Here is a 23,043-nt window from a genome sequence, read left to right as displayed (position 1 = left end):
GATGGAAAGCCTCAGGTCAGAGACTCTTATCGTCGGTGCTCAAGCGGGGGGCATGCTCCTGGTGACGGGCAGGAGGCAGCTAACAGGCAGCGCAAAGGGTCAGTGTAGCCACTCGGCACACTGATGTCCAGTGCGGGTTTGCAGGCCCACAACGGAAGCCCTCGTTGTCCCTCAACAGCTGCGGCAAGCCACGCCCTCGATGCACATCGATACTGCCCTCTTCGTCGTCGATCCATGCCTCGGATCCGGATCGTTGTGACGACGCGTCCTGAGAATTGCGCGCTGCGTGCAGTTCGTCAAGGCCCCCCATGGCCGAACCGGGTGCTGCCATCGTCACTTGCAACGGTCACCGGGACCCTCGGGAGGCACGACGAAGATCACCATACTCCCCGCGGCGACAGGTGCAAGGCAGCCGCCACCAACCCCACCGGAACGCCGAAGGACGACCACCCGGATGGATGATCGCCCTTCGGTGCGTTCGCGTTACAGCCCTACGAGTGAGCCGTGACCGGAATCCCGAAGGGGCCCGCTGCGGCGTTCGAGTGAACCGGGACCGGCACACGCGGAAGGGCCGCACGGGGCGAAGCCCCGTGCGGCCCGGTGAGCCCTGTACGGGCCCGTGAGTCCGTGCGGACCCGAGGAGGTGTTACTTGACCTCGACGGAGGCGCCGGCGCCCTTGAGGGCCTCGGCAGCCTTGTCCGCGGCCTCCTTGTTGACCTTCTCCAGAACCGGCTTCGGCGCACCGTCGACCAGGTCCTTGGCCTCCTTCAGGCCCAGGGAGGTCAGCTCGCGCACGACCTTGATGACCTGGATCTTCTTGTCGCCGGCGCCGGTGAGGACGACGTCGAACTCGTCCTTCTCCTCAGCGGCCTCGGCAGCCGGGGCACCCGGGACACCGGCGGCGGCGACGGCGACCGGAGCGGCGGCGGTGACGTCGAACTTCTCCTCGAAGGCCTTCACGAACTCGGAGAGCTCGATGAGGGTCATCTCCTCGAACTGCGCGAGCAGGTCTTCCTGGCTGAGCTTCGCCATGATGGGCGATCCTTCCAATAAGTCGGCTGGTGCCGGATGTACATGTATGGCGGGCGTACGTTCGGCCCGCTACGACCGTCGCCTCAGGCGGCGGTCAGTGCGCGAGCCGAATTACTCGGCACCGCCCTGCTCGGCCTGCTTGGCGCGAAGAGCGTCCACGGTGCGGACGAGCTTCGACGGGAGCGCCTGGAAGAGCGCGGCAGCCTGGGACTGCTTGCCCTTCATGGCACCCGCCAGCTTGCTGAGCAGAACCTCGCGGGACTCAAGGTCCGCAAGCTTCTTGATCTCGTCGGCGGACAGCGCCTTGCCTTCAAGGACACCGCCCTTGATGACGAGGTTCGGGTTGTCCTTGGCGAAGTCACGAAGACCCTTCGCCGACTCCACCGGGTCACCGGTGACGAAGGCAACCGCCGTCGGACCGTTGAACAGGTCGTCGAGCGTCGTGATCCCGGCCTCGTTGGCCGCAATCTTGGTCAGCGTGTTCTTCACCACGGCGTACTGGGCGTTCTCACCGAGCGAACGACGCAGCGTCTTGAGCTGCGCCACGGTGAGACCCCGGTACTCGGTCAGCACGGCGGCGTTCGAGCTGCGGAACTGCTCCGCGAGCTCGGCTACCGCGGCAGCCTTGTCGGGCCTTGCCATAGAGCGTCGGCCTCCTTCCGGGTGATGAGGACCGCTCGGAAGGGGCTGGGCTAAAACGAAACGCCCCGGCGCAGGCGCACGGGGCGGACTCGACCGGTCGCACACGCGGTCTACGCGCACACTCCGGGAGTTCTTCCACAGTCACCTACGCGGGTCGTCCGCAGTTCAGCGGATCCTTCGGCCACCGCACTCTCAACCGAGCGCACGGCAACGACCAGCGGTCTTTGGCTTCCGTAGGAGACTACGGGAACGGATCGCCGTCAGGCAAATCCGTTCCCGGCGTCGGCCGGGCTCAGCGCCGTGGAGCTGAGCCCGCCCGGGCTCAGCTCTGCTGCTGGGCGCTCTTCATCATCTCGGCGAGGTCGGCCGTGTCCTTGGCGGCCGGGGCCGTGACCGTCACCGGCTTGTTGTAGTCGAGGAAGGTGATGGTCATGTCCAGCGGACCCTTGGTGGCGTCACCGCGCATACGGAACTGCTTGGTGTGGTCGCTGCCGTCGATCCACATGTCCATGGCCATCTTGTCGGCGCCCATCTTGGCGTACTGGTCGAGGCCCTTCTCGCGCTGCTCGCGGGTGGCCTTGTCCAGCTTCTGGGTCTTGAGCCAGGCACGCATCTGCGCGACGGTGATGTCGCCCTTGTAGTGCGTCGTCTTCACGCCCTCGACGGTCTCGGTGCCGACCTTCGTCACATGCTTGGAGCCGCTCAGGAACGTGGAGTCCTGGGCCGGGTTCTGGTTCGCCTGGCCGGCCCCCATCTGGTCGATGTTCTTCTGCATGTCCGCACCCAGCGCACCCAGATCGAACTTGATCCAGTGCTTGCCGCCCATCTCCTTGGCGGCCTCGGCACCCCCGCCGATGTACATCGCCTTGTCGACGAACCGGACCTCGACCGGCCCTTCGGTCTTCTGCTCCGACGACGTCATCTCCATGCTCATGGCCAGCGGCTTCATCGCCATCCGGGCCTCGGCCTTGATCTGGCCCGCGCCCGGTATGGTGCCGGTCATCCGGTAGTGCAGGGACGTGATGCGCTCGGTGTTCTTCGCGGCCTTGGCGACGGCCGCGGCGGGCGACATCTGCGGCGACTCCTCCGCGTTGCCCTTCGAACAGGCGACCGCTCCGCTCCCCAGGACCAGGGCCGCGAGCACCGCAGCCGCCGCCTTGCGCTCCGCCCGGTTCCGCACAGCAAAGGTCATGATTCCCCCCAGAGAACACATGGTTGATCCATAACAAGACCGCGAGCCTATACCCAAGGACTGACAAAGGCGCGTCGATTCCCGGTGGCAGGCGGTGAACGGGGATGTGCTACGAGCCCCGGGTGCTCAGCAGTTCCCTGAAGTCGGCGGTGTCCGCCGCCGGGGGCCGGCCGGCCGAGACCTTCACTCCGTAGTCGCGGTAGTACGCCGTGGCGGACATCCGGCCGCTGATCAGCTCGCCCCTTTCGACCTTCTTGACCAGCAGGCCGCGGTCGTCGACCCAGATGTCGACGCTCTCCCGGGTGACCCCGGCCTGCTCCAGCCGCTCCCTCAGGCCGGCGGCGTCCGCTCCGCCGAGGGCCGCCGGGGTGATCGTGCCCGCGTAGTGCGTGGTACGCCGGCCGCGCACCGTCTCCTCGCCCACCCTGCGCACATCCCCGCAGGCGCGCAGCAGCCGGACCGGCTGGAGCGGCGCGGTGTCGCGGAGCTGGTCCGTGAGATACGCCCCCGAGCCGCCGGGCAGGGCCGCCAGGTCGCCGTAGCCGTAGCGGATCCAGTGCCGGCCCTGAAGGCGGCGGGCGAACGTGTCGCCGACCTTGGCGTAATAGGCGTCGGGCAGCAGCCGCGCCTCCAAGGAGGTGCTGCTGAGGGCGCGCATGGTGGCGGCGAGCTGTCCACCGGTGTAGGTGATGCGGAGCGTGCCGACCGGGTCGCCGGACCAGCCGAGCGCCCCGTCGGTCCTCAGGGAGAGCATCCCGCCCATGGCGGTCGCGGACTCGATCCGGGCGGAACCGGCCCGCACGGTGGCCTGCTCCACGCCGCGCAGCGCGGCGGCCGCCTGGGGGTCGGCCCGTCCGGCCGCGCTGCCGGAGGGCGCCGCTGGGCCCTTGTGGGAGCCGGTGCCGCCGGAGAGGCTGCACCCCGCCACGGCGGACAGCGCGGCGGCCACCGCGACCGGCAGGATCACTCGCCTGACGATCCTGTCCCTCATCCGTTCCCCCTCGCGCGCTCCGTGATCTTCACGCTAACTCCGACCGGGGGGAAACGGCACGCCCCTCCCGCGAAACGGCATGTGCCGCTCGCCGGGCCCGCCGGGGCGAGGGCACAAAAACACCGGGCCCCGCACCTGCGAAGGTGCGAGGCCCGGCGTCAGCTACGCGTGCCCGCTGCTGCCGTCGGGATCAGACGGCGGCCGGGTCCTCCTCGACGAGGAGGTTGCGGGTGCGGTTCGGGTCGACCGGAACGCCGGGGCCCATCGTGGTGGTGATGGCGGCCTTCTTGATGTAGCGACCCTTGGCGGCGGACGGCTTCAGACGGAGGATCTCCTCCAGCGCCGCGCCGTAGTTCTCCACCAGCTTGGCGTCGTCGAAGGACGTCTTGCCGATGATGAAGTGCAGGTTCGAGTGCTTGTCGACGCGGAACTCGATCTTGCCGCCCTTGATCTCGGTGACGGCCTTCGCCACGTCCGGGGTCACGGTGCCGGTCTTGGGGTTCGGCATCAGACCACGGGGACCGAGCACGCGGCCGAGGCGGCCGACCTTGCCCATGAGGTCCGGGGTGGCGACAACGGCGTCGAAGTCCAGACGGCCCTTCGACACCTCGTCGATCAGCTCGTCGGCGCCGACGATGTCGGCGCCCGCGGCACGAGCGGCCTCGGCACGGTCACCGGTCGCGAAGACCAGGACCCGGGCGGTCTTACCGGTGCCGTGCGGGAGGTTCACGGTGCCACGGACCATCTGGTCGGCCTTGCGCGGGTCGACACCCAGACGGAAGGCGACCTCGACGGTGCCGTCGAACTTGGTCGTGGAGGTCTCCTTGGCGAGACGGACGGCCTCGAGCGGGGCGTACAGCTTCTCCCGGTCGACCTTGGCGTCCGCAGCGCGGAGAGCCTTGCTGCGCTTGCTCACAACTGCTCCTGTGTGTTCTGAAAGGAGTCGTGGTACGGGCCGAGCAGGCCCTGCCACGTGCGGCTTTCTACGGCCGCATGATCTACGAAGGTGGGGTTCAGCCCTCGACCGTGACGCCCATGGAACGCGCGGTACCGGCGATGATCTTCGCGGCGGCGTCCAGGTCGTTGGCATTGAGGTCGGGCAGCTTGGTCTGGGCGATCTCGCGGACCTGCGCCTGGGTGAGCTTGGCGACCTTGGTCTTGTGCGGCTCGCCGGAGCCCTTCTCGATGCCCGCGGCCTTGAGGATCATCTTGGCGGCCGGCGGAGTCTTGGTGATGAAGGTGAAGGAGCGGTCCTCGTAGACCGTGATCTCCACCGGGATGACCCAACCGCGCTGCGACTCGGTCGCGGCGTTGTAGGCCTTGCAGAACTCCATGATGTTGACGCCGTGCTGACCCAGCGCCGGACCGACCGGCGGGGCCGGGTTGGCGGCGCCGGCCTGGATCTGGAGCTTGATGAGCCCCGTGACCTTCTTCTTCTTGGGAGGCATTGCTCTCTCCGGGTCCTTAGTGAGAGTTTTCGCCATCCAATCCGGATCATCCGGATGGAGGCATACCGCACAACGATAACGGGTACCGTTGCGGGGCCAAAAACCGAGCAGGTCAGACCGGCTTTCGCAGCCTGCCTGACCTGATCGGAAGCGGTCGTGCCAGAAGGGTTAGTTCTTCTGGATCTGGTCGAAGCTCAGCTCGACCGGCGTCTCGCGGCCGAAGATCTCCACCAGGCCCTTGACCTTCTTGGAGTCGGCGTTGATCTCGTTGATGGTCGCCTGGAGCGTGGCGAACGGGCCGTCGGTGACGGTGACCGAGTCGCCGACCTCGAAGTCCAGCACCTGGACCTCGACCTTGCGCTGCGGAGCCGGCTTGCCCTCGGCCTCGGCGGCCTCGCGGGCAGCCTTCTCCTCGGCCTCCGGGGCGAGCATCTTGACGATCTCGTCCAGGGTCAGCGGGTACGGGTCGTAGGCGTTGCCCACGAAGCCGGTGACGCCGGGCGTGTTGCGGACGACGCCCCAGGACTCGTTCGTCAGGTCCATGCGCACCAGGACATAGCCCGGGAGCTTGTTCTGACGGATGGTCTTGCGGTCGCCGTTCTTGATCTGGACGACCTCTTCCTGCGGCACCTCGGCCTGGAAGATGTAGTCCTCGACGTTCAGCGACACGGCACGCTGCTCGAGGTTGGTCTTCACGCGGTTCTCGTAGCCGGCGTACGTGTGGATCACGTACCACTCGCCGGGCAGCGAGCGCAGTTCCTCGCGGAGAGCCTCGACAGGGTCGACCGGAGCGGCCTCCTCCTCGGCGGCGGCCTCGTCCTGGCCGGCGACCTCGTCCTCGTCCACGACGCGGACGGCGGCCTTCTCGGCCGGCTCACCCGCCTCGGCTTCGGCAGCCTCGAACTCGTCCTGCTCGTCCGCGCCCTCGACGATGTCGAGCTCGTCATCCACGGACTCGTCCGGCTCGATGGCGTCGTTCAGGTTCGGGTCAGACACGGTGGCTGCTTCTTCCTGGATACATAGGGGTGGAACACGCGAAAGGGACGCCGGGCACCTCGGCGTCCTTCGCTCTCGGCTCAGCCGAAGACGTACTTGGCGGCGTGGTTGAGCCCATAGTCAATCAGAGTCACCAGGGCGATCATGATCGCGACGAAGAAGATCACCACGGTGGTGTACGACGTCAGCTGGTGCCTCGTCGGCCAGACGACCTTGCGAAGCTCCGCGATGATCTGGCGGTAGAAGAGGGCAAGGCGCTTCAGCGGGCCCTTCTTGGCTCGCTTGCCACCCTTGCGGGTCTTCTTCGGCTCCTGCAGTTCGTCCTGGGCGTCAGGCATGTCGATGGAGCCCACGGCGTCCGTCACTCGTCCTCACCTGATTCCCGGGTCGTGGCCGTGCCGCGCCCGGTGGAGCCGCACGGCGAGTGCAATACGTACGTACTGTGCGCACACTTCCTGGTCGGGGAGTGTGTAGCAGGGCCGGAGGGACTTGAACCCCCAACCGCTGGTTTTGGAGACCAGTGCTCTACCAATTGAGCTACGACCCTTCGGTTGTACCCCAACGTACCGCATCCGGCCGGGTGCTCGGTGTGCACCGACGCGATCGCCGCCGCTGGAGGCCAACGAGGTGAGAGTGTACGTGGTCCGGGGCCGGGCGTCGAACAGAAAGTGCCCGTACGGGCTTTGTCAGCCGGAGATCGGCCAGGCCACCCCGCCGGATCCGGACTGATGTCCGGTCGCCGGCCCCGCTCAGGTTCAGTCTGTGAAACCCCGGTGCCGTCGGCGTTTCCGGTCTGAAACGATGGGTTCCATGAGCGCTGCAACCCCTCCCACCGAGCGTCGGGTCTCCGCCCGGATCGGCGCGATCTCCGAGTCCGCCACCCTCGCCGTGGACGCCAAGGCCAAGGCCCTCAAGGCCGCCGGGCGCCCAGTGATCGGCTTCGGCGCCGGAGAGCCCGACTTCCCGACGCCGGACTACATCGTCGAGGCGGCCGTCGAGGCCTGCAAGAACCCGAAGTACCACCGCTACACACCCGCCGGTGGCCTGCCCGAGCTGAAGGCCGCGATCGCCGCGAAGACGCTGCGTGACTCCGGCTACGAGGTCGACGCCTCCCAGGTGCTGGTCACCAACGGCGGCAAGCAGGCCATCTACGAGGCATTCGCCGCGATTCTCGACCCGGGCGACGAGGTGATCGTCCCGGCGCCGTACTGGACGACGTACCCGGAGTCGATCCGGCTGGCCGGTGGTGTCCCGGTGGAGGTCGTGGCGGACGAGACGACCGGCTACCGCGTCTCCGTCGAGCAGCTGGAGGCGGCCCGCACGGAGAAGACGAAGGTCGTCCTCTTCGTCTCCCCCTCCAACCCGACCGGCGCGGTGTACTCCGAGGCCGAGACCGAGGCCATCGGCCGCTGGGCCGTGGAGCACGGCCTGTGGGTGCTGACCGACGAGATCTACGAGCACCTGGTCTACGGCGACGCGACCTCCGTGTCCCTGCCCGCCGTCCTCCCCGAGCTGCGCGACAAGTGCATCGTGGTCAACGGCGTCGCCAAGACGTACGCGATGACGGGCTGGCGCGTGGGCTGGGTCATCGGCCCCAAGGACGTGGTGAAGGCGGCGACGAACCTTCAGTCGCACGCCACGTCCAATGTGTCGAACGTCGCACAGGTGGCGGCCCTGGCGGCCGTGTCGGGCGACCTTGAGGCGGTCGCGAAGATGCGCGAGGCCTTCGACCGGCGCCGCAAGACCATCGTGCGGATGCTGAACGAGATCGACGGCGTGGTCTGCCCCGAGCCGGAGGGCGCGTTCTACGCGTACCCGTCGGTGAAGGCGCTGATCGGCAAGGAGATCCGCGGCAGGCGCCCGCAGAACAGCGTGGAGCTGGCCGCGCTGATCCTGGAGGAGGCCGAGGTCGCGGTCGTCCCGGGCGAGGCTTTCGGCACCCCCGGCTATCTGCGGCTGTCCTACGCCCTCGGTGACGAGGACCTGGTCGAGGGCGTGAGCCGGATCCAGAAGCTGCTCGCGGAGGCCCGGGACTGACGTCGCTCGGACGCACGCCTCAAGGGGGCGCAGGGGAGCCGTCCCCCGCGCCCCCTTCGTGTGAGCGTCGTCGTTTCGCGGGGGCGCCGTTCGTGGGGGCGTCGTTCGTGGGGGCGTCGTTCGTGGGGGCGTCGTTCGTGGGGGCGTCGTTCGTGGGGGCGTCGTTCGTGGGGGCGTCGTTCGTGGGGGCGTCGTTTGTGCGAGCAAGACCACGTCCGGGGAAACCGCTACCGGGACACCCGGGGCGTGCGGCAGGATCCTGGGATGGAGCACGTACGTGATGTCTCTGAGCTGCCGAAGGCCCATCTCCATCTGCACTTCACCGGGTCGATGCGGCCCGCCACCCTCCTGGAACTGGCCGACAAGTACGGCGTACGGCTGCCCGAGGCCCTGACCGAGGCGCTGGTCAGCGGGGAGCCGCCCCGGCTGCGGGCGACGGACGAGCGGGGCTGGTTCCGCTTCCAGCGGCTGTACGACGCGGCCCGCTCGTGCCTGCGGGAACCGGAAGACATCCGGCGGCTGGTGCGGGAGGCCGCGGAGGAGGACATCAGAGACGGGTCGAGATGGCTGGAGATCCAGGTCGACCCGACGTCGTACGCCCCGCGTCTGGGCGGTCTGATCCCGGCGCTGGAGATCATCCTGGACGCGGTGGACTCGGCGATGCGGGAGACCGGGCTCGGGATGCGCGTCCTGGTCGCCGCGAACCGCATGAAGCACCCCCTGGACGCCCGCACCCTGGCGCGCCTGGCGGTGCGCTACCGGGACCGCGGGGTGGTGGGCTTCGGCCTGTCGAACGACGAGCGCCGGGGCATGGCCCGGGACTTCGACCGCGCCTTCGCCATCGCGCGCGAGGGCGGGCTGCTGTCCGCCCCGCATGGCGGCGAGCTGACGGGACCGTCCTCGGTGCGCGACTGCCTGGACGACCTGCACGCCCACCGGGTGGGCCACGGGGTGCGCGCGGCGGAGGACCCGTGGCTGCTGAAGCGCCTGGCGGACCGCGGGGTGACCTGCGAGGTGTGCCCCGCGTCGAACGTCGCGCTCGGCGTCTACGAGAAGCCCGAGGACGTCCCCCTGCGAAAGCTGTTCGACGCGGGCGTCCCCATGGCCCTGGGCGCGGACGACCCGCTGCTGTTCGGCTCGCGCCTCGCGGCCCAGTACGAGATCGCCCGCCACGACCACGGCTTCACGGACGCGGAACTGGCGGAACTCGCGCGGCAGTCGCTCCGCGCGTCCGCGGCACCCGAGGACGAGAAGGCGAGGCTGCTGGCGGGCGTGGACGCGTGGCTGGCGGGCTCGCGGGCCTGACATCACCGTTTCGGGGCGCGGGACGGCACGGCGCCGAGGGGCTGCCGCCCGGGGGCACTGGGGCGGGCCGTCGCCCCATCCCCGAGGCGCTCGGTCGTCCAGGTCCTCGGTCCGGTCAGGCGCCCTGGGCCGAACGGCTCTCCGAGGCGGAGATCCCGCTCAGCAGCGTCCGTGCGAGGCGGTGTGCGAAGTCGTCCACGGGCGGTCGCGCCCCGGTCGCCGTCGCGTCGTAGGCGAACGCGCGCTGCGCGCAGGCACCGAGGAGGAGGGAGGCGGCCGCGAAGGTGTCCGCGTCGGCCCGGACCCGCCCGGCGGCCCGCTCGGCCTCCAGATAGGCGGCGACGCCCTCGATGGGCACGTGCGGCCCCGCCCCCATCTGCCGCATCGCCTCGTCGTGCCGCCGCTTGAGCTGGGTCTCCGCGTAGAGCGAGGCCGCGATCGGGAAGCTCTGCTCGTAGAAGAGGGCCGCCTGGCGGGCGATCTCCGTGAGATTCTCCTCCAGGGCGCGCTGCCCCGGCTCGTCGGTCAGACTGCGCAGCAGCGGGGTGAGCCGCGGCAGGCGCTCGTGGAGGACCTGGATGAACAGCTCCTCCTTGCTCGGGAAGTACTTGTACAGCGCCGCCTCGGAGCAGCCGGCCGCCCTCGCGATCTCCTTGGTGGTGGCCCGGGCGAGCCCGACGGTGAGCATCAGGTCGTGGGCGGCGTCGAGGATACGGACCCGGGCCGGCTTCGGCTGCGTCTGCTGCATGGTCACCAAGGATTCCATGGCCGCCCCCGAGGGGTTGACGGGTGGGTGAGTGCTTACCCACCCTAGAGGGCAGCATGGGTGAGTAAATACTCACCCACCCACATCTGCGTAGGGGAGTACCCATGAAGCTCACCGTCTTCGGTGCCACCGGAGGCATCGGTCAGGAGATCGTGCGGCAGGCGCTGAACGCGGGGCACGAGGTCACCGCGGTGGTCCGGGACCCCGCGCGGCTCCCCGTGACGGGGCCGCATCTGACGGTGTTCCGGGCCGACCTGTCCGCCCCGGAGGCGGTCCGCCCCGCCGTCGCCGGCCGCGACGCGGTGCTGTCCGGGCTCGGCGCGCGCAGCCGCAAGGATGCCGGGGTCGCCACCCGGCTGAGCCGCACGGTGCTGAGCGCCATGGAGGCAGAGGGGGTGCGTCGGCTGCTCGTGGTCAGCGCCGCTCCGGTCGGCCCCGAGCCCGAGGGGGACGGGATGCTCGACCGCACCATGCGCGGTCTGGTCTCGGCGGTGCTCAGGGATGTCTACGCCGACCTGCGGGAGATGGAGGCCGAGCTGGCCCGCAGCGCCACGGACTGGACCGTCGTACGCCCGCCCCGCCTGCAGAACAAGCCGCTCACCGGCTCCTACCGCACGGTCGTCGGCGGCTTCCCGCACCGGGGCCGCTTCATCGCCCGCGCCGACGTGGCCCACGCGATGCTGGCGATGATCGACGACCCGGGGACGGTGAAGCAGGGGTTGGGAGTCGCCTACTAGGCCCCCTGACCGGGACAGGGGCTTCTCAGAGGCTCACGCCCACCGTCACCGGCTCGTTGACCAGCGTGATCCCGAAGGCCTCGCGGACGCCCGCGACGACCTCGCGGGCCAGGGCCAGCAGGTCCTCGGTGGTCGCGGCGCCGCGGTTGGTGAGGGCCAGTGTGTGCTTGGTGGAGATGCGGGCGGGCCCGGTGCCGTAGCCCTTGGTGAAGCCCGCCTTGTCGATGAGCCAGGCCGCGGAGGTCTTGGTGTGGCCGTCGCCCGCCGCGTACGCGGGCGGCGCCGCGTCCTCGCCGAGGCGCTCCCGCACCCGGGCCCGGAAGGCGGCGAACTCCTCGTCCGTGAGGATCGGGTTGGTGAAGAAGGAGCCGGCCGACCAGGTGTCGTGGTCCTCTGGGTCCAGCACCATGCCTTTCCCGGCACGCAGCTTGAGAACGGTCTCCCGGGCGGCGGCCAGCGGCACGCGCTCGCCCGGCTCCACACCGAGGGCGCGGGCCGTCTCGGCGTACTTGATCGGGCCCGACAGTCCCTGCGCGTCCTCCAGCGCGAAGCGGACGCGCAGGACGACATAGCGCTCGGGGTCGGCCTTGAAGCGGCTGTGGCGGTACGAGAACGCGCACTCGGCGTTCCCCAGCGTGACCGTCTCGCCCGCCCTGCGGTCGTAGGCGATCACCTCGGTGATCGTCGAGGAGACCTCCTGGCCGTATGCCCCCACGTTCTGAATCGGGGTCGCACCCGCGGAGCCGGGGATTCCCGCGAGGCACTCGACTCCGGCGAGTCCGGCTTCGACGGTGCGGGCGACGGCGTCGGTCCACACCTCGCCGGCGGCCAGCTCCAGCGCCGTGCCGTCGAGGGAGACGCCCTTCGTGGCGATGCGCAGGGCCGTGCCGTCGAAGCCCTTGTCACCGATGACCAGGTTGGATCCACCGCCGATCACCAGCAGCGGGGTGCCGCAGTCGTCGGCCTCGCGGACGGCGGCGATCACCTCGGCATCGGTGGTGGCGGTGATCAGGCGGGTCGCGGGGCCGCCCAGCCGGAAGGTGGTCAGCGGGGCGAGCGGGGCGTCGTGGAGTTCCTGCACGCGCCAAGACTACGAGACGGCACCGAGGGCCCCGGCAACCCGTGCACGGCCCCGCGCCCCCCTTCTTGGAAGGGCTGAAGGGCCGGGCCGCCCCGGGCGGTGGTCCGGCGACACTCCACCGAACCACCGGAGAGGCGGCCTCAGGCCAGTCGTACGACCGCCCGGGCCATGCCCAGCACCTTCTGGCCCGCGCTCGACGCCGTGAGGTCGACGCGGACGGTCTGGTCGTCGAGCTTGGCCGCGACCTTGCCGCTGACCTCGATGACAGCGCCCTGGTCGTCGTTGGGGACGACGACGGGCCGGGTGAAGCGGACCCCGTACTCGACCACCGCGCCCGGGTCGCCCACCCAGTCGGTCACCACACGGGCGGCCTCGGCCATGGTGAACATGCCGTGCGCGATGACGTCCGGCAGGCCCACCTCCTTGGCGAACCTCTCGTTCCAGTGGATGGGGTTGAAGTCCCCGGAGGCCCCGGCGTACTGCACGAGCGTGGCGCGGGTGACGGGGAAGGTCTGCGTCGGCAGCTCGGTGCCGACCTCGACGGTGTCGTACGCGATCTTCGCGGTCATGCGCCTCATGCCTCCACTTCCGCTGCCCGGGCCACGAGCTTGGTCCAGGCGGTCACCACGTGCTCGCCGGCCTCGTCGTGGACCTCGCCGCGGATGTCCAGGACGTCGTTGCCGGCCAGCGACTTGATCGACTCGATGGTCGAGGTCACGCTCAGCCGGTCACCGGCCCGCACCGGGCGGGCGTAGGCGAACCTCTGGTCACCGTGCACGACCCGGCTGTAGTCGAGGCCGAGCTGGGGGTCCTGGACGACCTGGCCCGCGGCCTTGAACGTGATCGCGAAGACGAAGGTCGGCGGGGCGATCACATCAGGGTGGCCGAGTTCCTTGGCGGCCTCCGGGTCGGTGTAGGCCGGGTTGGCGTCCCCGATCGCCTCCGCGAACTCGCGGATCTTCTCCCGGCCCACCTCGTAGGGGTCGGTCGGCGGGTAGGACCGCCCGACGAAGGACTGGTCGAGCGCCATGAGTTCGGCACCTCCTGGTTGTTCTGCGGGATCCGGCCTCACCGAGGGCCGCTGTCGCCGTTGCGGCCGGCCCTTCGCCGGCCGGTGGGCCGGCAGGCCGGTGCGGCCCATTGTGGCGTCCGCTCGGCGCGGCCCGCGGTTCCGGCCGCCGTAACGACGCGAGGCCGTCCCCTGATGGTGGGGACGGCCTCGCGTACGAGCCTGATTTATCGCGTCTCGCGGTGCGCGGTGTGCGCGTTGCAACGCGGGCAGTGCTTCTTCATCTCAAGACGGTCCGGGTTGTTACGCCGGTTCTTCTTGGTGATGTAGTTCCGCTCCTTGCACTCCACGCAGGCCAGCGTGATCTTCGGGCGGACGTCGGTGGCAGCCACGTGAGTGCTCCTTGACGAACGGATGGACGAAAATGAAATTAACGCAAGAAAGAGTAGCCGATCGAAGGACCGACCCCGCAATCGGCTACTGTGAGTAGCGGTGACCGGACTTGAACCGGTGACACAGCGATTATGAGCCGCTTGCTCTACCGACTGAGCTACACCGCTGCGATGCGATCGGGCCCCGCCTTGCGGCGGGAACCTCTCACACCAGAGCCCCAAAACGGAATCGAACCGTTGACCTTCTCCTTACCATGGAGACGCTCTGCCGACTGAGCTATTGGGGCGAGCGATGAAGACATTACACGGTCGCCGGCCGTTCGCCCAAATCCATTGCCCGGCCCACCTCCGCGGCCCCATGGACCCCGCAGCAGCAAGCACCACACCGGTACGACTATTGCGCTCCTCCCCGCCCCGGCCCGGTCGTCACCCTAGGCTCGACTCACTCTCCGTGATCTTGCCCCCGGTGCGCAGTCGCCCCGAGCCACAGGAGCGCGATGCCCGACAGCCGCCCGCAGCCGCCCCGTTCCTCGCCCTCGCCGCCGGGACCGGCCGACGCGAACCCCCTCCTGCTCTGCGGTGCGCGGCTCACCGACGGGCGGACGGTGGACGTGCGGCTCGGCGGCGGGCGCATCGAGGCCGTCGGCACGGCGGGCAGCCTGGCCTCGGGGGCGGCCGGCACCCGTGTCGACCTCCGCGGCTATCTGCTCCTGCCTGCTCCCGCCGAGCCCCACGCCCACGGGGACACGGCACTGTCCGCGGTCGGCGACGGGCCCGTGTCGCACCACCCCGACGAGGTCCAGCGCCGTGCCACCGAGGCCGCGCTGCTTCAGCTCGGGCACGGCGCCACGGCCCTGCGCTCCCATGTGCACATCGGTGATGTCCAGGGGCTGGAGGGGCTGGCGGCGATCCTGCGGGCGCGGCGCTCACTGAGCGGGCTCGCCGAGCTGACGGCGGTGGCGATGCCGCGGGTGCTGACCGGGGCCGCCGGGGCGGACGGGCTGGCGATACTGCGGGACGCCCTCAAGATGGGCGCGGCGGTGGTGGGCGGCTGCCCGGACACGGACCCCGATCCGACGGGGTACGTGGAGACGGTCCTCGAACTGGCTTCGGAATTCGGCTGCCCGGTCGACCTGCACACGGACGCCGACGACCCGGCACGCCTCACCCGGATCGCCACCATGGCGGGCGGGCTGCGCCCCGGGGTGGCGCTAGGCCCGTGCGGAGGCCTGGCGCGGCTTCCCGCGGGGCCGGCCGCCCGTGCCGCGGACCGGCTCGCCGCCGCCGGCGTGACGGTGGTCTGCCTGCCCCAGGGCGGCTGTGGCGGCGTCGACCGGCGCGACACGGCTCCGGTACGGCTGCTGCGGTCGGCCGGGGTCCGGGTGGCGGCGGGCAGCGGGACCCTCAGGGACGTGGCGAACCCGGTGGGGCGCGGGGACCCACTGGAGGCGGCGTATCTGCTGGCATCGCGGTACGGCTTCCGTCCCGAGGAGGCCTACGACATGGTGAGCGCGTCGGCGCGGGCCGCGCTCGGGCTGCCGGAGGTACGCGTCGAGGCGGGCTTCCCGGCGGAGCTGCTCGCCGTGCGGGGCGAGCAGCTGGCGGGGGCGCTGTCGCTCGCGTACAGCCGGATCGTGGTGCACAGGGGGCGGGTGGTCGCCCGTACGAGCGCGGTACGGGAGTACTGCGGCTCGGCGGCGGTGGCGCTGGATCTGCCGCGCCAGGGGCGAGCCCAGCCGTCGTAGACCGCAGGGCCCGGCCGCGACTGAACGGCGGTTCGATATTGGGCCGTAGGCGAACATCAGTGCCGAGGGGTGGACGAACGTCGGTGCGGGACTGAGACGAACGCCGGCATGGGGCCGTGGACGAACGTCGGTGCGGGACCGGTACTAACGCCGGTGCGGGGCCGTTGACGAACGTCGGTGCGGGGCCGTTGACGAACGTCGGTGTGGGGCCGGGACGAACGTCGATATGGGGCCGTGGACGAACGTCGGTAGCGAGCCGGGCGTGAGGTTGTGCGGCAAAGGCGGCCCCGTGAGCGTACGGTCGGAAACATGCGCATTGTCATCGCTGGTGGTCATGGTCAGATCGCGCTGCGGCTGGAGCGGTTGCTCGCCGCGCGCGGTGACGAGGTCGCGGGAATCATCCGTCGTGCGGAACAGGCCGACGATCTGCGTGCGGCGGGCGCCGAAGCGATCGTCTGCGACCTGGAGCCGGCCTCGGTCGAGGAGATCGCCGGGCGCCTGGAAGGGGCTGACGCGGCCGTCTTCGCGGCGGGTGCCGGTCCGGGCAGTGGCGTGGAGCGCAAGTTCACGGTGGACCGGGATGCGGCGATCAAGTTCGCGGACGCGGCGGAGCGCGCGGGCGTACGCCGTTTCGTCATCGTCTCCTCGATGGGCGCGGACCCGGAGCACCCGGGCAACGAGGTCTTCGACGTGTATCTGCGGGCCAAGGGCGAGGCCGACGCGTATGTACGCGCGCACCAGTCCCTGGACTGGACGATCCTGCGCCCCGGCACCCTGACGAACGACCCCGGCAAGGGCCTCGTACGTCTGGAGGCCCACACCGGCCGCGGCACGATCCCGCGTGACGACGTGGCGGCGCTCCTCGCGGAACTCGTCGACACACCCGCGACGGCCGGTCTGACCCTGGAAGCGATCAGCGGCTCGATCCCCGTGTCGGTGGCGGTGAAGTCCGTGGCGGGGAACTGAGTGAGCCGGGAGCGCGAGTGGCGGCCGACCACGCTCGGACACCTTCGGCGGCCCGGGTGACGTCTCAGAAGAGCGGCAGCTGACCGGGGAACTCCGGTACGACGTACCCGGCCAGGGTGGGCTGGGCGGCGCCTATATGCGCGAGCCGACGCGAGCCGGGGCACGAGACGAGCGCCCCGTCGGCGCGCGCCCCCGGCGGGTCGTGCCGCGCGAACCGCCCCGCCACGACGGCGATGTCCCGATGGCACTCGGGACACGTCCTGCGGGGCGACGACATGGCCTCAGCGTAGGAGAACCCGGCCGGACGGGTCAGCCGATAGAGCCGGACGGGTCAGCCGATATAGGGCGCGCCCCGGCTCTCGTCCATCGCGTGCTCGATCCGCAACCGCATGGTGGGGTGCACGTCCAGCCCCCGAAGGTCCACCGGCTCGACCCAACGGACCTGCGTCGTCTCGGAACTGGTCCGCAACCGCCCGCCGACCGGCCGCGCCCGGAAGCAGAGACTGAACTGCTGGCGCACCTCTCCGTCGTCGTACCGCATGACGTGCCCCGGATCGGTGTAGATCCCGCTGAGGCCGGCGACCTCGACCTCGATCCCGGTCTCCTCCCGCACCTCCCGGACGACGGTGTCCGCGATGGTCTCCCCGATGTCGTGCCCACCGCCCGGCAGCGCCCAACGCCCGTTGTCCGACCGCTGAATCATCAGCACTCGCCCGGCCCCGTCCCGCACGAGGGCCACGACCGAGGGCACGACGGAGTTGGCGGGCGGGGCATCCGGATCATGCAGATAGTCGACACGACCCATGGCTCGGGCTCCCCTGAACGACGGCGACGAACGGGCACCTGCTCGCCCTGGGGCCAGGCCGGCCGCCGTCGGACGGCGATACGGCCGAAGGGCGCGTTCCGACGATAACCGCGGCGCGACGCACCACCCCGCGCCCGGCCCGGCACCCGCTCACCCCGGGCCTCCGACGGCACCGCGTGCGGCACGTCACCGGACTGCCGACCTACCCGCGCGCCACGCACCCCGTTCCACGAAGAAACCCCCCTCCGACCTGCGTTCACAGATCAGAGCGGGCTTACCCCAGTGTGGCGGCGCCAGGATTCGAACCTGGGTAGGCCAAGCCGACAGATTCACAGACCGCGCGATCACTCCGCGCTGAGTTGGCCGTTCCCGCAGTGCGCCGCTCCGTGCCCCACGATGCGCCCGCAAGCGTCGCCCTCGCATTCGAGCGGAACCTTCTTGCTGCGTGGACTCCCTCGACTTGCCACGCCCCAACCGGCCTCAGACTGCGGCCGGGATCGGGTGGCGTCCAGGGCGTGTTCGACGGGCCGGCACAGTCCCTGCGACTCCCCGGCTACGCTCGCGCGGGAGCGCCCCGCGGCGCGTGGCTGCGGGGCGCCTTGTGGGGGTTTAGTCGACCGCCTGGCCGTCGTATTTTCCGCCCACACAGGGATTGCCCGGCAAGTCGACCCGGGGCGTTCCGCCGCCCTGCTCGCACTGACCTGGGGTGACGGCGGATGGGGCACCCTGTGCCGTGGCGGTTGCGGCGCCTGTGAGGCCGAGTCCGGCGAGGGCTGCCGTGGCGATGACGGCGGCGAGGATTCGTCGACTGCGCATTCGGTTCCCCTTTCACGGATTACCTCGGTTGGGGGCACTAGCCAGCTTGAGCTTCGCCCATGTGGGTGGCACATCATGTTGCGCCATTCAGGTGACATGGCTGTCGGGAGCGGGGGCGCTGACCGGCCCGCCCAAGGCCTTCGCGTGATCTCCCCCTCAGTGGTCCTGAGCAACACGTCGGCGTCGGTCTTGGTCTCGAAGGTGTACGGCACGGACCGGAGAAGGCCGGTGGCCGGATCGCGGTAGCGCGCCCGCCAACGCCCGGACTTCAGTTGCCGGACGGCACCAAAGCGCCGGCGCCTGCCTCGGTTGTTCGGCATCAGGCCACCGCCTTCAAGCGCGGCCCAGGCACCCGGACCGGCTCAACCGTGTTGGCGCGGATGTACGCAGCTACCGCACTCTCGGGGATGCGGACATGGCGGCCCACTTTCACGAAGGTGATCCGTCGTTCTTCGATGAGTCGCCGGGGGAAACGGATCGTCGTCCCGAGCAGTGGGATCGTCGTCCCGAGCAGTTCGGCCACTCCTTCCGCACGGGTCCCATGAAGGTCTCCGCATCCTGGGAGCTTGCCGGCACCTGGTACGTGTCCATCGACGGGGCGGCATCGCTGGAAGCAGCTGACTCGACCGTGGCGGAGACAGCACGGAGAACCGGTGGCAGCCACCACCCCGGTGCCCGCTACGTGCCCGTTCCGACGGCACGCAGCGGAGACCCACGGGGAACGACGGACTGGCCTACGGTCCCTCCCAGGTCAGCAAATTGGCAGGTCAGCCGAGACCCGCATACGCCGTCTCCCAAACTGGTGCCCCAGAATCCGAGCGCGTCTGCGCTCGACTGGGTCAGGGAAACTCCAGCCCAAAGCCGTTCCGCGACCACGAGGGCACTGTGCGGCGAGGGGCCGGAGGTTAGTCCTCCCGGTCATCCTCCGGTCCGAGTGCACGAAGGGCTCCTTTGTAGTCGCCGGTGGCAACGAGGTCATCGACGACTCGGACCATGGCGGGGATGCCGGCCTCCCGGACGATGAGCCCGTCCCAGCACCAGAAGTAGCTGCCGTCCAGACACTCGCCCGTGCCCTTCCAGCGGTCCATCAGACGCTGCACCTCATCCAGGGTGAAGACCGTCCCGGACCACCGGTTGCCATCGGCGAACGTCACCCACATATCGACGTTGCATACCTCGTCCAGGTCTTCGCCTGCCCCTGGCACGAAGCAGATCTCATATCCGTCGCGCTTCACGCGGTAGAACGGGCCATCCCACACAGTGCCCCCAAGATGCTGTCACCACTCGTAGCTGGCTCGATCGGCGCGGAGCAGAGCCGGCGCCTCCCGCGTGATCAAGGTCACCGAGGCGTGCCACAAGCGTGCCGGATCAAGCGAAGAACGACGGGGAATCACAGGGACTCACAGCAGGCCCAAACTAGAACGGCCCCCGACCAAATGTGCTGGTCAGGGGCCGATTCCCACTAGCGTGGCGGCGCCAGGATTCGAACCTGGGTAGGCTAAGCCGACAGATTTACAGTCTGCTCCCTTTGGCCGCTCGGGCACACCGCCGGGGATTGTCGCCGTGGGGCCGCTTTTCCGCGGTGCCCCCTGGCAACGACGTAAACGATACCTGATGCGCAGGGGTGCTTCGCCACCCGATAGATCGGCACCCTGAGCGGGACGGGATGACTAGGCTTAAGCGGATGCGGCCCGGGATCCAAGCCGGGCCAGGCGGCCGCGCTCCCGCACGCCGATACGCACCCCGATCCATCCCGATACAAGGAGCCACAGGACATGGCCGACTCCAGTTTCGACATCGTCTCGAAGGTCGAGCGGCAGGAGGTCGACAACGCCCTCAACCAGGCCGCCAAGGAGATCTCGCAGCGCTACGACTTCAAGAACGTCGGCGCCTCGATCGCCTGGTCCGGCGACAAGATCCTGATGCAGGCCAACTCCGAGGACCGGGTGAAGGCCATCCTCGATGTCTTCGAGTCGAAGCTGGTCAAGCGCGGAGTCTCCCTGAAGTCACTGGACGCCGGTGAACCGCAGCTCTCCGGCAAGGAGTACAAGATCTTCGCGTCGATCGAGGAGGGCATCTCCCAGGAGAACGCGAAGAAGGTGGCGAAGATCATCCGCGACGAGGGCCCGAAGGGCGTCAAGGCGCAGGTGCAGGGCGACGAGCTGCGCGTCAGCTCCAAGAGCCGCGACGACCTGCAGGCCGTGATTGCCCTGCTGAAGGGCAAGGACTTCGACTTCGCCCTGCAGTTCGTGAACTACCGCTAGGCCTCCGCGGCCCGTCGCTCGAGACGAGGAAGGGTGGGCTGCCCCGAGCCGGGCTGCCCACCCTTCGCCGCTGCCGGCTGCGGCTTCAGAGGTGGGGTCAGCGTCGTGAGTCGCCGAACAGCACGCGGTAGATGATCAGCAGCACCAGGGAGCCGCCGATCGCGGCGGCCCAGGTCGGGCCGTCGTAGAAGTGCTTGCTGATCGGGTGGTGGAGCCAGCGGGCGGAGACCCAGCCGCCGATGAACGCGCCCGCGATACCGATGAGGGTCGTGCCGATGAAGCCGCCGGGGTCCTTGCCCGGCAGCAGAAACTTCGCGATGGCGCCCGCCAACAACCCCAGAATGATCCAGCCGACGATGCTCATGCCCTGAACCTGCCTCTCCGTGCTGTGTCTGTGCTGTGTTCCTGCTCCGGCCAGGCCGTGTGCATGCGTTGACGCCGCCGCCTGATGCTGCTGGTCGCGCGGTTTCCTGCGGCCGTGTCTGTCATCGGGGAGGACGCCCCGGGACCGGCGGCGGTTGCGGCTCGATAGGCTGCGATCCATGACTCGGTCGGGGGCACAAGGGCCCGGTGACGTGGGGTTGCGCCGGACCCTCGGGCTTGGTGACGCCGTCGTCATCGGTCTGGGATCGATGATCGGGGCCGGGATCTTCGCCGCTCTCGCCCCGGCGGCACGCGCGGCCGGGTCCGGGTTGCTGGTCGGGCTGGCGGTCGCGGCGGTGGTCGCCTACTGCAACGCGACGTCCTCGGCACGGCTTGCCGCGCTGTATCCCGCCTCGGGCGGCACTTACGTGTACGGGCGGGAGCGGCTCAGCGCGTTCTGGGGATATCTGGCGGGCTGGTCGTTCGTCGTCGGGAAGACCGCGTCCTGCGCTGCGATGGCACTCACCGTGGGCGCGTACGTCTGGCCGGGGCAGGCGCACGCGGTGGCGGTCGCCGCCGTGGTGGTGCTCACCGCCGTGAACTACGGCGGCATGCAGAAGTCGGCCCTGCTGACGCGGGTGATCGTGGCGCTGGTCCTGGCTGTCCTCGCTTCCGTGGTCGTCGTGTGTCTCGGGTCCGGGGCGGCCGACGCGTCGCGTCTCGACGTGGGCCGCTCGGGCGGCGCCGCCGGGGTGCTCGAGGCGGCCGGGCTGCTCTTCTTCGCGTTCGCGGGGTACGCACGGATCGCCACCCTCGGCGAGGAGGTCCGGGATCCGGAGCGCACCATCCCTCGCGCGATCCCGCTGGCACTGGGCATGGCGCTGGTGGTGTACGCGGCGGTGGCTGTCGCCGTCCTTTCCGTGCTGGGTACTGAGGGGCTGGGGCATGCGGCGGCGCCGCTGGCGGACGCGGTGCGGGCGGCGGGCGTGCCCGGTCTTGTCCCGGTGGTGCGGGCGGGCGCCGCGGTGGCCGCGCTGGGCTCGCTGCTGGCGCTGATCCTGGGTGTCTCGCGGACGACCCTGGCCATGGCCCGGGACCGGCATCTGCCGGGCGCCCTGGCGGCCGTGCACCCGCGCTTCCAGGTACCGCACCGGGCCGAGCTGACCGTGGGTGTCGTGGTGGCCGCGCTCGCCGCGACGGTGGACGTCCGGGGCGCGATCGGTTTCTCCTCCTTCGGGGTTCTGGCGTACTACGCGATCGCCAACGCGTCCGCGTGGACACCGAGTCCGGCGCCGGCTTCGCGCGTCGTACCGGCCGTCGGGCTCGTCGGCTGCGTCGTCCTGGCGTTCGCGCTGCCCGCCGTGTCCGTGGCTGTGGGCGCGGGGGTGCTGGTGCTGGGCGTGGTGGCGTACGGCGTACGACGGTGGGGTGTCGTGCGGTAGCCACCATCGGCGTGTCAGCGCGTTGGAGGGGACAGTTCGGCTTGGAGGGGCCGCCCGGCGGTGGCGCGAGTCCCCGGCAGTGCCGAGAGGCGGTACGGGTGCGGGCGCTCCCCGGTTATGCCGCCCGCGTGACGCCCGCCCGTATGCGGAAGTCCGGCCATGGGGTCGGGTCCGGGCCGTCGTGGGACTCCTCGTACCAGCCCGTGCCGTCGAGCCAGACCTGGAGCCATTCCGTGAGGGCGGGGGCGTCCACATACCAGGCGCGGTCGGCCTCGTCGGCGTTCGGCTCGTAGAGCAGGACCGTGGCGTGCGGGGTGCGGCAGTCCACGCACGCGTACATTCCGCAGCCCCAGTGGGATATCGGCAGGATGCCCTCGGGCCAGGGCCACTCGGGGTCCTTGCGGCCGCTCTCGCGGTTGGCGAGGTACTGCGGGACGGCGGCCGGCTCGCTGGACGGAGGGCTGTCGAGCAGGGGCAACAGGCCGTACCCTGGGCCGAATCCGCCGTCCCCTATCCGCAGGTACAACTCGGCGAGGAGCGGCGGCAGAGAGAAGCCCAGGGCCTCCTCGGCACGGGTGAGTGCGGCCTTCTCCACGGGCTCGGGCAGCGAAGGCCAGCCCCACGGGCGGGTGTTGCGGGCCTGGTCCGCCACCCTGTCCAGCAACTGCTCGATTTCGGTCATGGGTTCATGATGCAGGGCACCACCGACAATCGGGCGGCCTGTGGAAAACCCTGCCCGCCACTGCGCGGCACCGGACGGCCGACCGGCCGGCGGCCCCCGGCGCGGGCCGGGCCTGGGCCCGGACGCGGTCCGACCGCAGTCCGGGGCGGGTCCGGCGGCGGTCCGCCGCTCCGCCCGCGAGCGCGTCGCGAAGGGCTGGTCCATGGGCACGATGTCGCGGCCGAGCGGCAGCCATCGAGACCGGGACGAGCTTCGAAGTCCGCGATGCCGAACGGGATCGTCTCGGTACGTTCCTGATAGCGCTACAGGGCCGTTGCGGTTCCGCCCGAAC

At 70.1% G+C, this 23,043-nt stretch carries 28 protein-coding genes and 4 tRNA genes; 8 read left to right on the top strand and 24 right to left on the bottom strand.

Features of this window, described 5'->3' with window-relative positions:
* Nucleotides 1-646: 646 nt before the first annotated feature.
* The 9 genes from rplL to ACIP94_RS07065 all read right to left on the bottom strand — a co-directional run bounded on the left by rplL (nucleotide 647) and on the right by ACIP94_RS07065 (nucleotide 6,849).
* A complete protein-coding gene (rplL, locus tag ACIP94_RS07105; RefSeq protein ID WP_402420747.1) occupies nucleotides 647-1,033 on the bottom strand; it encodes a 50S ribosomal protein L7/L12 in 387 nt (128 codons plus the stop codon).
* Between the two features lie 111 nt (nucleotides 1,034-1,144).
* Nucleotides 1,145-1,675, bottom strand: a complete 531-nt coding sequence (gene rplJ / locus ACIP94_RS07100) for a 50S ribosomal protein L10 (RefSeq protein ID WP_234513459.1) — start codon at nucleotides 1,673-1,675, stop codon at nucleotides 1,145-1,147.
* A 322-nt stretch (nucleotides 1,676-1,997) separates the two neighbouring features.
* Complete coding sequence (locus ACIP94_RS07095; protein WP_402420744.1) at nucleotides 1,998-2,867, bottom strand: DUF1396 domain-containing protein; 870 nt, start codon at nucleotides 2,865-2,867, stop codon at nucleotides 1,998-2,000.
* Nucleotides 2,868-2,976: 109 nt separating this feature from the next.
* On the bottom strand, nucleotides 2,977-3,858 hold the full coding sequence (locus tag ACIP94_RS07090; protein WP_402420741.1) for a hypothetical protein: 882 nt from the start codon (nucleotides 3,856-3,858) through the stop codon (nucleotides 2,977-2,979).
* A 190-nt stretch (nucleotides 3,859-4,048) separates the two neighbouring features.
* Nucleotides 4,049-4,774, bottom strand: coding sequence for a 50S ribosomal protein L1 (gene rplA / locus ACIP94_RS07085; RefSeq protein WP_402420739.1), 726 nt, complete (start codon nucleotides 4,772-4,774; stop codon nucleotides 4,049-4,051).
* A 97-nt stretch (nucleotides 4,775-4,871) separates the two neighbouring features.
* Complete coding sequence (rplK, locus tag ACIP94_RS07080; RefSeq protein ID WP_365161978.1) at nucleotides 4,872-5,306, bottom strand: 50S ribosomal protein L11; 435 nt, start codon at nucleotides 5,304-5,306, stop codon at nucleotides 4,872-4,874.
* Nucleotides 5,307-5,474: 168 nt separating this feature from the next.
* Nucleotides 5,475-6,302 carry a transcription termination/antitermination protein NusG gene (gene nusG / locus ACIP94_RS07075; RefSeq protein WP_402420735.1) on the bottom strand — a complete coding sequence of 276 codons (828 nt, stop codon included), beginning with the start codon at nucleotides 6,300-6,302 and terminating at the stop codon, nucleotides 5,475-5,477.
* An 80-nt stretch (nucleotides 6,303-6,382) separates the two neighbouring features.
* A complete protein-coding gene (gene secE, locus ACIP94_RS07070; RefSeq protein WP_402420732.1) occupies nucleotides 6,383-6,667 on the bottom strand; it encodes a preprotein translocase subunit SecE in 285 nt (94 codons plus the stop codon).
* Nucleotides 6,668-6,776: 109 nt separating this feature from the next.
* Nucleotides 6,777-6,849: transfer RNA gene (locus ACIP94_RS07065), tRNA-Trp, on the bottom strand.
* 263 nt (nucleotides 6,850-7,112) lie between these two features.
* On the opposite strand from ACIP94_RS07065, the gene ACIP94_RS07060 reads away from it, so the two are divergent.
* From ACIP94_RS07060 to ACIP94_RS07050, 3 genes are all read left to right on the top strand, one after another.
* The gene (locus tag ACIP94_RS07060; RefSeq protein WP_402420729.1) at nucleotides 7,113-8,339 is read left to right on the top strand and encodes a pyridoxal phosphate-dependent aminotransferase; all 1,227 of its coding nucleotides are present in this window, start codon (nucleotides 7,113-7,115) and stop codon (nucleotides 8,337-8,339) included.
* A 92-nt stretch (nucleotides 8,340-8,431) separates the two neighbouring features.
* The gene (locus ACIP94_RS07055; RefSeq protein ID WP_402420726.1) at nucleotides 8,432-8,620 is read left to right on the top strand and encodes a pentapeptide repeat-containing protein; all 189 of its coding nucleotides are present in this window, start codon (nucleotides 8,432-8,434) and stop codon (nucleotides 8,618-8,620) included.
* Nucleotides 8,604-9,644: an adenosine deaminase gene (locus tag ACIP94_RS07050; RefSeq protein ID WP_402420723.1), complete on the top strand. Its 1,041-nt coding sequence runs from the start codon at nucleotides 8,604-8,606 to the stop codon at nucleotides 9,642-9,644. Before ACIP94_RS07055 ends, ACIP94_RS07050 begins: the two co-directional genes overlap by 17 nt.
* A 115-nt stretch (nucleotides 9,645-9,759) precedes the next feature.
* Here the strand turns inward: ACIP94_RS07050 and ACIP94_RS07045 are convergent, their stop codons facing one another.
* Nucleotides 9,760-10,392 carry a TetR/AcrR family transcriptional regulator gene (locus ACIP94_RS07045; RefSeq protein WP_402420721.1) on the bottom strand — a complete coding sequence of 211 codons (633 nt, stop codon included), beginning with the start codon at nucleotides 10,390-10,392 and terminating at the stop codon, nucleotides 9,760-9,762.
* A 122-nt stretch (nucleotides 10,393-10,514) separates the two neighbouring features.
* On the opposite strand from ACIP94_RS07045, the gene ACIP94_RS07040 reads away from it, so the two are divergent.
* Nucleotides 10,515-11,147, top strand: a complete 633-nt coding sequence (locus ACIP94_RS07040; protein ID WP_402420718.1) for an NAD(P)-dependent oxidoreductase — start codon at nucleotides 10,515-10,517, stop codon at nucleotides 11,145-11,147.
* 25 nt (nucleotides 11,148-11,172) lie between these two features.
* Here ACIP94_RS07040 and ACIP94_RS07035 read toward each other — a convergent pair whose 3' ends face one another.
* From ACIP94_RS07035 to ACIP94_RS07010, 6 genes are all read right to left on the bottom strand, one after another.
* Nucleotides 11,173-12,228: a UDP-N-acetylmuramate dehydrogenase gene (locus tag ACIP94_RS07035; RefSeq protein ID WP_402420715.1), complete on the bottom strand. Its 1,056-nt coding sequence runs from the start codon at nucleotides 12,226-12,228 to the stop codon at nucleotides 11,173-11,175.
* A gap of 140 nt (nucleotides 12,229-12,368) precedes the next feature.
* On the bottom strand, nucleotides 12,369-12,797 hold the full coding sequence (locus ACIP94_RS07030; protein WP_402420712.1) for a MaoC family dehydratase: 429 nt from the start codon (nucleotides 12,795-12,797) through the stop codon (nucleotides 12,369-12,371).
* A gap of 5 nt (nucleotides 12,798-12,802) precedes the next feature.
* On the bottom strand, nucleotides 12,803-13,258 hold the full coding sequence (locus ACIP94_RS07025; RefSeq protein WP_402420709.1) for a MaoC family dehydratase N-terminal domain-containing protein: 456 nt from the start codon (nucleotides 13,256-13,258) through the stop codon (nucleotides 12,803-12,805).
* Between the two features lie 206 nt (nucleotides 13,259-13,464).
* Nucleotides 13,465-13,629, bottom strand: a complete 165-nt coding sequence (gene rpmG, locus ACIP94_RS07020) for a 50S ribosomal protein L33 (protein WP_003948671.1) — start codon at nucleotides 13,627-13,629, stop codon at nucleotides 13,465-13,467.
* Between the two features lie 95 nt (nucleotides 13,630-13,724).
* Nucleotides 13,725-13,797, bottom strand: a tRNA-Met gene (locus ACIP94_RS07015).
* Nucleotides 13,798-13,843: 46 nt separating this feature from the next.
* Nucleotides 13,844-13,916 (bottom strand) — tRNA-Thr (locus tag ACIP94_RS07010).
* Nucleotides 13,917-14,126: 210 nt separating this feature from the next.
* Here ACIP94_RS07010 and ACIP94_RS07005 point away from each other — a divergent pair.
* Nucleotides 14,127-15,374, top strand: coding sequence for an amidohydrolase family protein (locus tag ACIP94_RS07005; protein WP_402420707.1), 1,248 nt, complete (start codon nucleotides 14,127-14,129; stop codon nucleotides 15,372-15,374).
* Nucleotides 15,375-15,683: 309 nt separating this feature from the next.
* Nucleotides 15,684-16,340: an SDR family oxidoreductase gene (locus tag ACIP94_RS07000; RefSeq protein ID WP_402420704.1), complete on the top strand. Its 657-nt coding sequence runs from the start codon at nucleotides 15,684-15,686 to the stop codon at nucleotides 16,338-16,340.
* Between the two features lie 64 nt (nucleotides 16,341-16,404).
* Here the strand turns inward: ACIP94_RS07000 and ACIP94_RS06995 are convergent, their stop codons facing one another.
* The 6 genes from ACIP94_RS06995 to ACIP94_RS06970 form a co-directional block, all read right to left on the bottom strand.
* The gene (locus tag ACIP94_RS06995) at nucleotides 16,405-16,617 is read right to left on the bottom strand and encodes a hypothetical protein (protein ID WP_402420702.1); all 213 of its coding nucleotides are present in this window, start codon (nucleotides 16,615-16,617) and stop codon (nucleotides 16,405-16,407) included.
* A gap of 54 nt (nucleotides 16,618-16,671) precedes the next feature.
* Complete coding sequence (locus tag ACIP94_RS06990; protein ID WP_402420700.1) at nucleotides 16,672-17,145, bottom strand: NUDIX domain-containing protein; 474 nt, start codon at nucleotides 17,143-17,145, stop codon at nucleotides 16,672-16,674.
* A gap of 609 nt (nucleotides 17,146-17,754) precedes the next feature.
* On the bottom strand, nucleotides 17,755-17,961 hold the full coding sequence (locus ACIP94_RS06985; RefSeq protein ID WP_402420697.1) for a hypothetical protein: 207 nt from the start codon (nucleotides 17,959-17,961) through the stop codon (nucleotides 17,755-17,757).
* A gap of 319 nt (nucleotides 17,962-18,280) precedes the next feature.
* Nucleotides 18,281-18,484, bottom strand: a complete 204-nt coding sequence (locus tag ACIP94_RS06980; protein WP_402420694.1) for an excisionase family DNA-binding protein — start codon at nucleotides 18,482-18,484, stop codon at nucleotides 18,281-18,283.
* A 382-nt stretch (nucleotides 18,485-18,866) separates the two neighbouring features.
* Nucleotides 18,867-19,196: a hypothetical protein gene (locus tag ACIP94_RS06975; protein ID WP_402420692.1), complete on the bottom strand. Its 330-nt coding sequence runs from the start codon at nucleotides 19,194-19,196 to the stop codon at nucleotides 18,867-18,869.
* A 233-nt stretch (nucleotides 19,197-19,429) separates the two neighbouring features.
* A tRNA-Tyr gene (locus ACIP94_RS06970) sits at nucleotides 19,430-19,511 on the bottom strand.
* A 225-nt stretch (nucleotides 19,512-19,736) separates the two neighbouring features.
* Between ACIP94_RS06970 and ACIP94_RS06965 the strand changes: the two genes are divergently transcribed.
* The gene (locus ACIP94_RS06965) at nucleotides 19,737-20,225 is read left to right on the top strand and encodes a YajQ family cyclic di-GMP-binding protein (RefSeq protein WP_234513495.1); all 489 of its coding nucleotides are present in this window, start codon (nucleotides 19,737-19,739) and stop codon (nucleotides 20,223-20,225) included.
* Between the two features lie 97 nt (nucleotides 20,226-20,322).
* Here the strand turns inward: ACIP94_RS06965 and ACIP94_RS06960 are convergent, their stop codons facing one another.
* Nucleotides 20,323-20,589 (bottom strand): GlsB/YeaQ/YmgE family stress response membrane protein, encoded by a 267-nt coding sequence (locus tag ACIP94_RS06960; protein WP_402420690.1) that lies wholly within the window; start codon nucleotides 20,587-20,589, stop codon nucleotides 20,323-20,325.
* Nucleotides 20,590-20,767: 178 nt separating this feature from the next.
* Between ACIP94_RS06960 and ACIP94_RS06955 the strand changes: the two genes are divergently transcribed.
* Nucleotides 20,768-22,030 (top strand): APC family permease, encoded by a 1,263-nt coding sequence (locus tag ACIP94_RS06955; RefSeq protein ID WP_402420687.1) that lies wholly within the window; start codon nucleotides 20,768-20,770, stop codon nucleotides 22,028-22,030.
* Between the two features lie 115 nt (nucleotides 22,031-22,145).
* Here ACIP94_RS06955 and ACIP94_RS06950 read toward each other — a convergent pair whose 3' ends face one another.
* On the bottom strand, nucleotides 22,146-22,712 hold the full coding sequence (locus ACIP94_RS06950; RefSeq protein ID WP_402420684.1) for an SMI1/KNR4 family protein: 567 nt from the start codon (nucleotides 22,710-22,712) through the stop codon (nucleotides 22,146-22,148).
* Between the last annotated feature and the right edge of the window lie 331 nt (nucleotides 22,713-23,043).

The organism is Streptomyces sp. NPDC093261 (assembly GCF_044753645.1).
In the GTDB taxonomy this organism is placed as follows: domain Bacteria; phylum Actinomycetota; class Actinomycetes; order Streptomycetales; family Streptomycetaceae; genus Streptomyces.
Note: the sequence above shows the minus strand (reverse complement) of the source record. Positions and strands in the feature narration are given on the sequence as shown.

Coding starts and splice junctions, on each gene's coding strand:
- rplK (WP_365161978.1), bottom strand. CDS start 5,306: ATGCCTCCCAAGAAGAAGAAGGTCACGGGGCTCATCAAGCTCCAGATC.
- ACIP94_RS06990 (WP_402420700.1), bottom strand. CDS start 17,145: ATGGGTCGTGTCGACTATCTGCATGATCCGGATGCCCCGCCCGCCAAC.
- rplL (WP_402420747.1), bottom strand. CDS start 1,033: ATGGCGAAGCTCAGCCAGGAAGACCTGCTCGCGCAGTTCGAGGAGATG.
- ACIP94_RS06955 (WP_402420687.1), top strand. CDS start 20,768: ATGACTCGGTCGGGGGCACAAGGGCCCGGTGACGTGGGGTTGCGCCGG.
- ACIP94_RS07060 (WP_402420729.1), top strand. CDS start 7,113: ATGAGCGCTGCAACCCCTCCCACCGAGCGTCGGGTCTCCGCCCGGATC.
- ACIP94_RS07005 (WP_402420707.1), top strand. CDS start 14,127: ATGCCCGACAGCCGCCCGCAGCCGCCCCGTTCCTCGCCCTCGCCGCCG.
- ACIP94_RS06960 (WP_402420690.1), bottom strand. CDS start 20,589: ATGAGCATCGTCGGCTGGATCATTCTGGGGTTGTTGGCGGGCGCCATC.
- ACIP94_RS06995 (WP_402420702.1), bottom strand. CDS start 16,617: ATGTCGTCGCCCCGCAGGACGTGTCCCGAGTGCCATCGGGACATCGCC.
- ACIP94_RS07025 (WP_402420709.1), bottom strand. CDS start 13,258: ATGGCGCTCGACCAGTCCTTCGTCGGGCGGTCCTACCCGCCGACCGAC.
- ACIP94_RS06985 (WP_402420697.1), bottom strand. CDS start 17,961: ATGCGCAGTCGACGAATCCTCGCCGCCGTCATCGCCACGGCAGCCCTC.
- ACIP94_RS07050 (WP_402420723.1), top strand. CDS start 8,604: ATGGAGCACGTACGTGATGTCTCTGAGCTGCCGAAGGCCCATCTCCAT.
- ACIP94_RS07000 (WP_402420704.1), top strand. CDS start 15,684: ATGCGCATTGTCATCGCTGGTGGTCATGGTCAGATCGCGCTGCGGCTG.
- ACIP94_RS06965 (WP_234513495.1), top strand. CDS start 19,737: ATGGCCGACTCCAGTTTCGACATCGTCTCGAAGGTCGAGCGGCAGGAG.
- rplJ (WP_234513459.1), bottom strand. CDS start 1,675: ATGGCAAGGCCCGACAAGGCTGCCGCGGTAGCCGAGCTCGCGGAGCAG.
- ACIP94_RS07040 (WP_402420718.1), top strand. CDS start 10,515: ATGAAGCTCACCGTCTTCGGTGCCACCGGAGGCATCGGTCAGGAGATC.
- ACIP94_RS07030 (WP_402420712.1), bottom strand. CDS start 12,797: ATGACCGCGAAGATCGCGTACGACACCGTCGAGGTCGGCACCGAGCTG.
- ACIP94_RS07095 (WP_402420744.1), bottom strand. CDS start 2,867: ATGACCTTTGCTGTGCGGAACCGGGCGGAGCGCAAGGCGGCGGCTGCG.
- ACIP94_RS07045 (WP_402420721.1), bottom strand. CDS start 10,392: ATGCAGCAGACGCAGCCGAAGCCGGCCCGGGTCCGTATCCTCGACGCC.
- ACIP94_RS07090 (WP_402420741.1), bottom strand. CDS start 3,858: ATGAGGGACAGGATCGTCAGGCGAGTGATCCTGCCGGTCGCGGTGGCC.
- ACIP94_RS06950 (WP_402420684.1), bottom strand. CDS start 22,712: ATGACCGAAATCGAGCAGTTGCTGGACAGGGTGGCGGACCAGGCCCGC.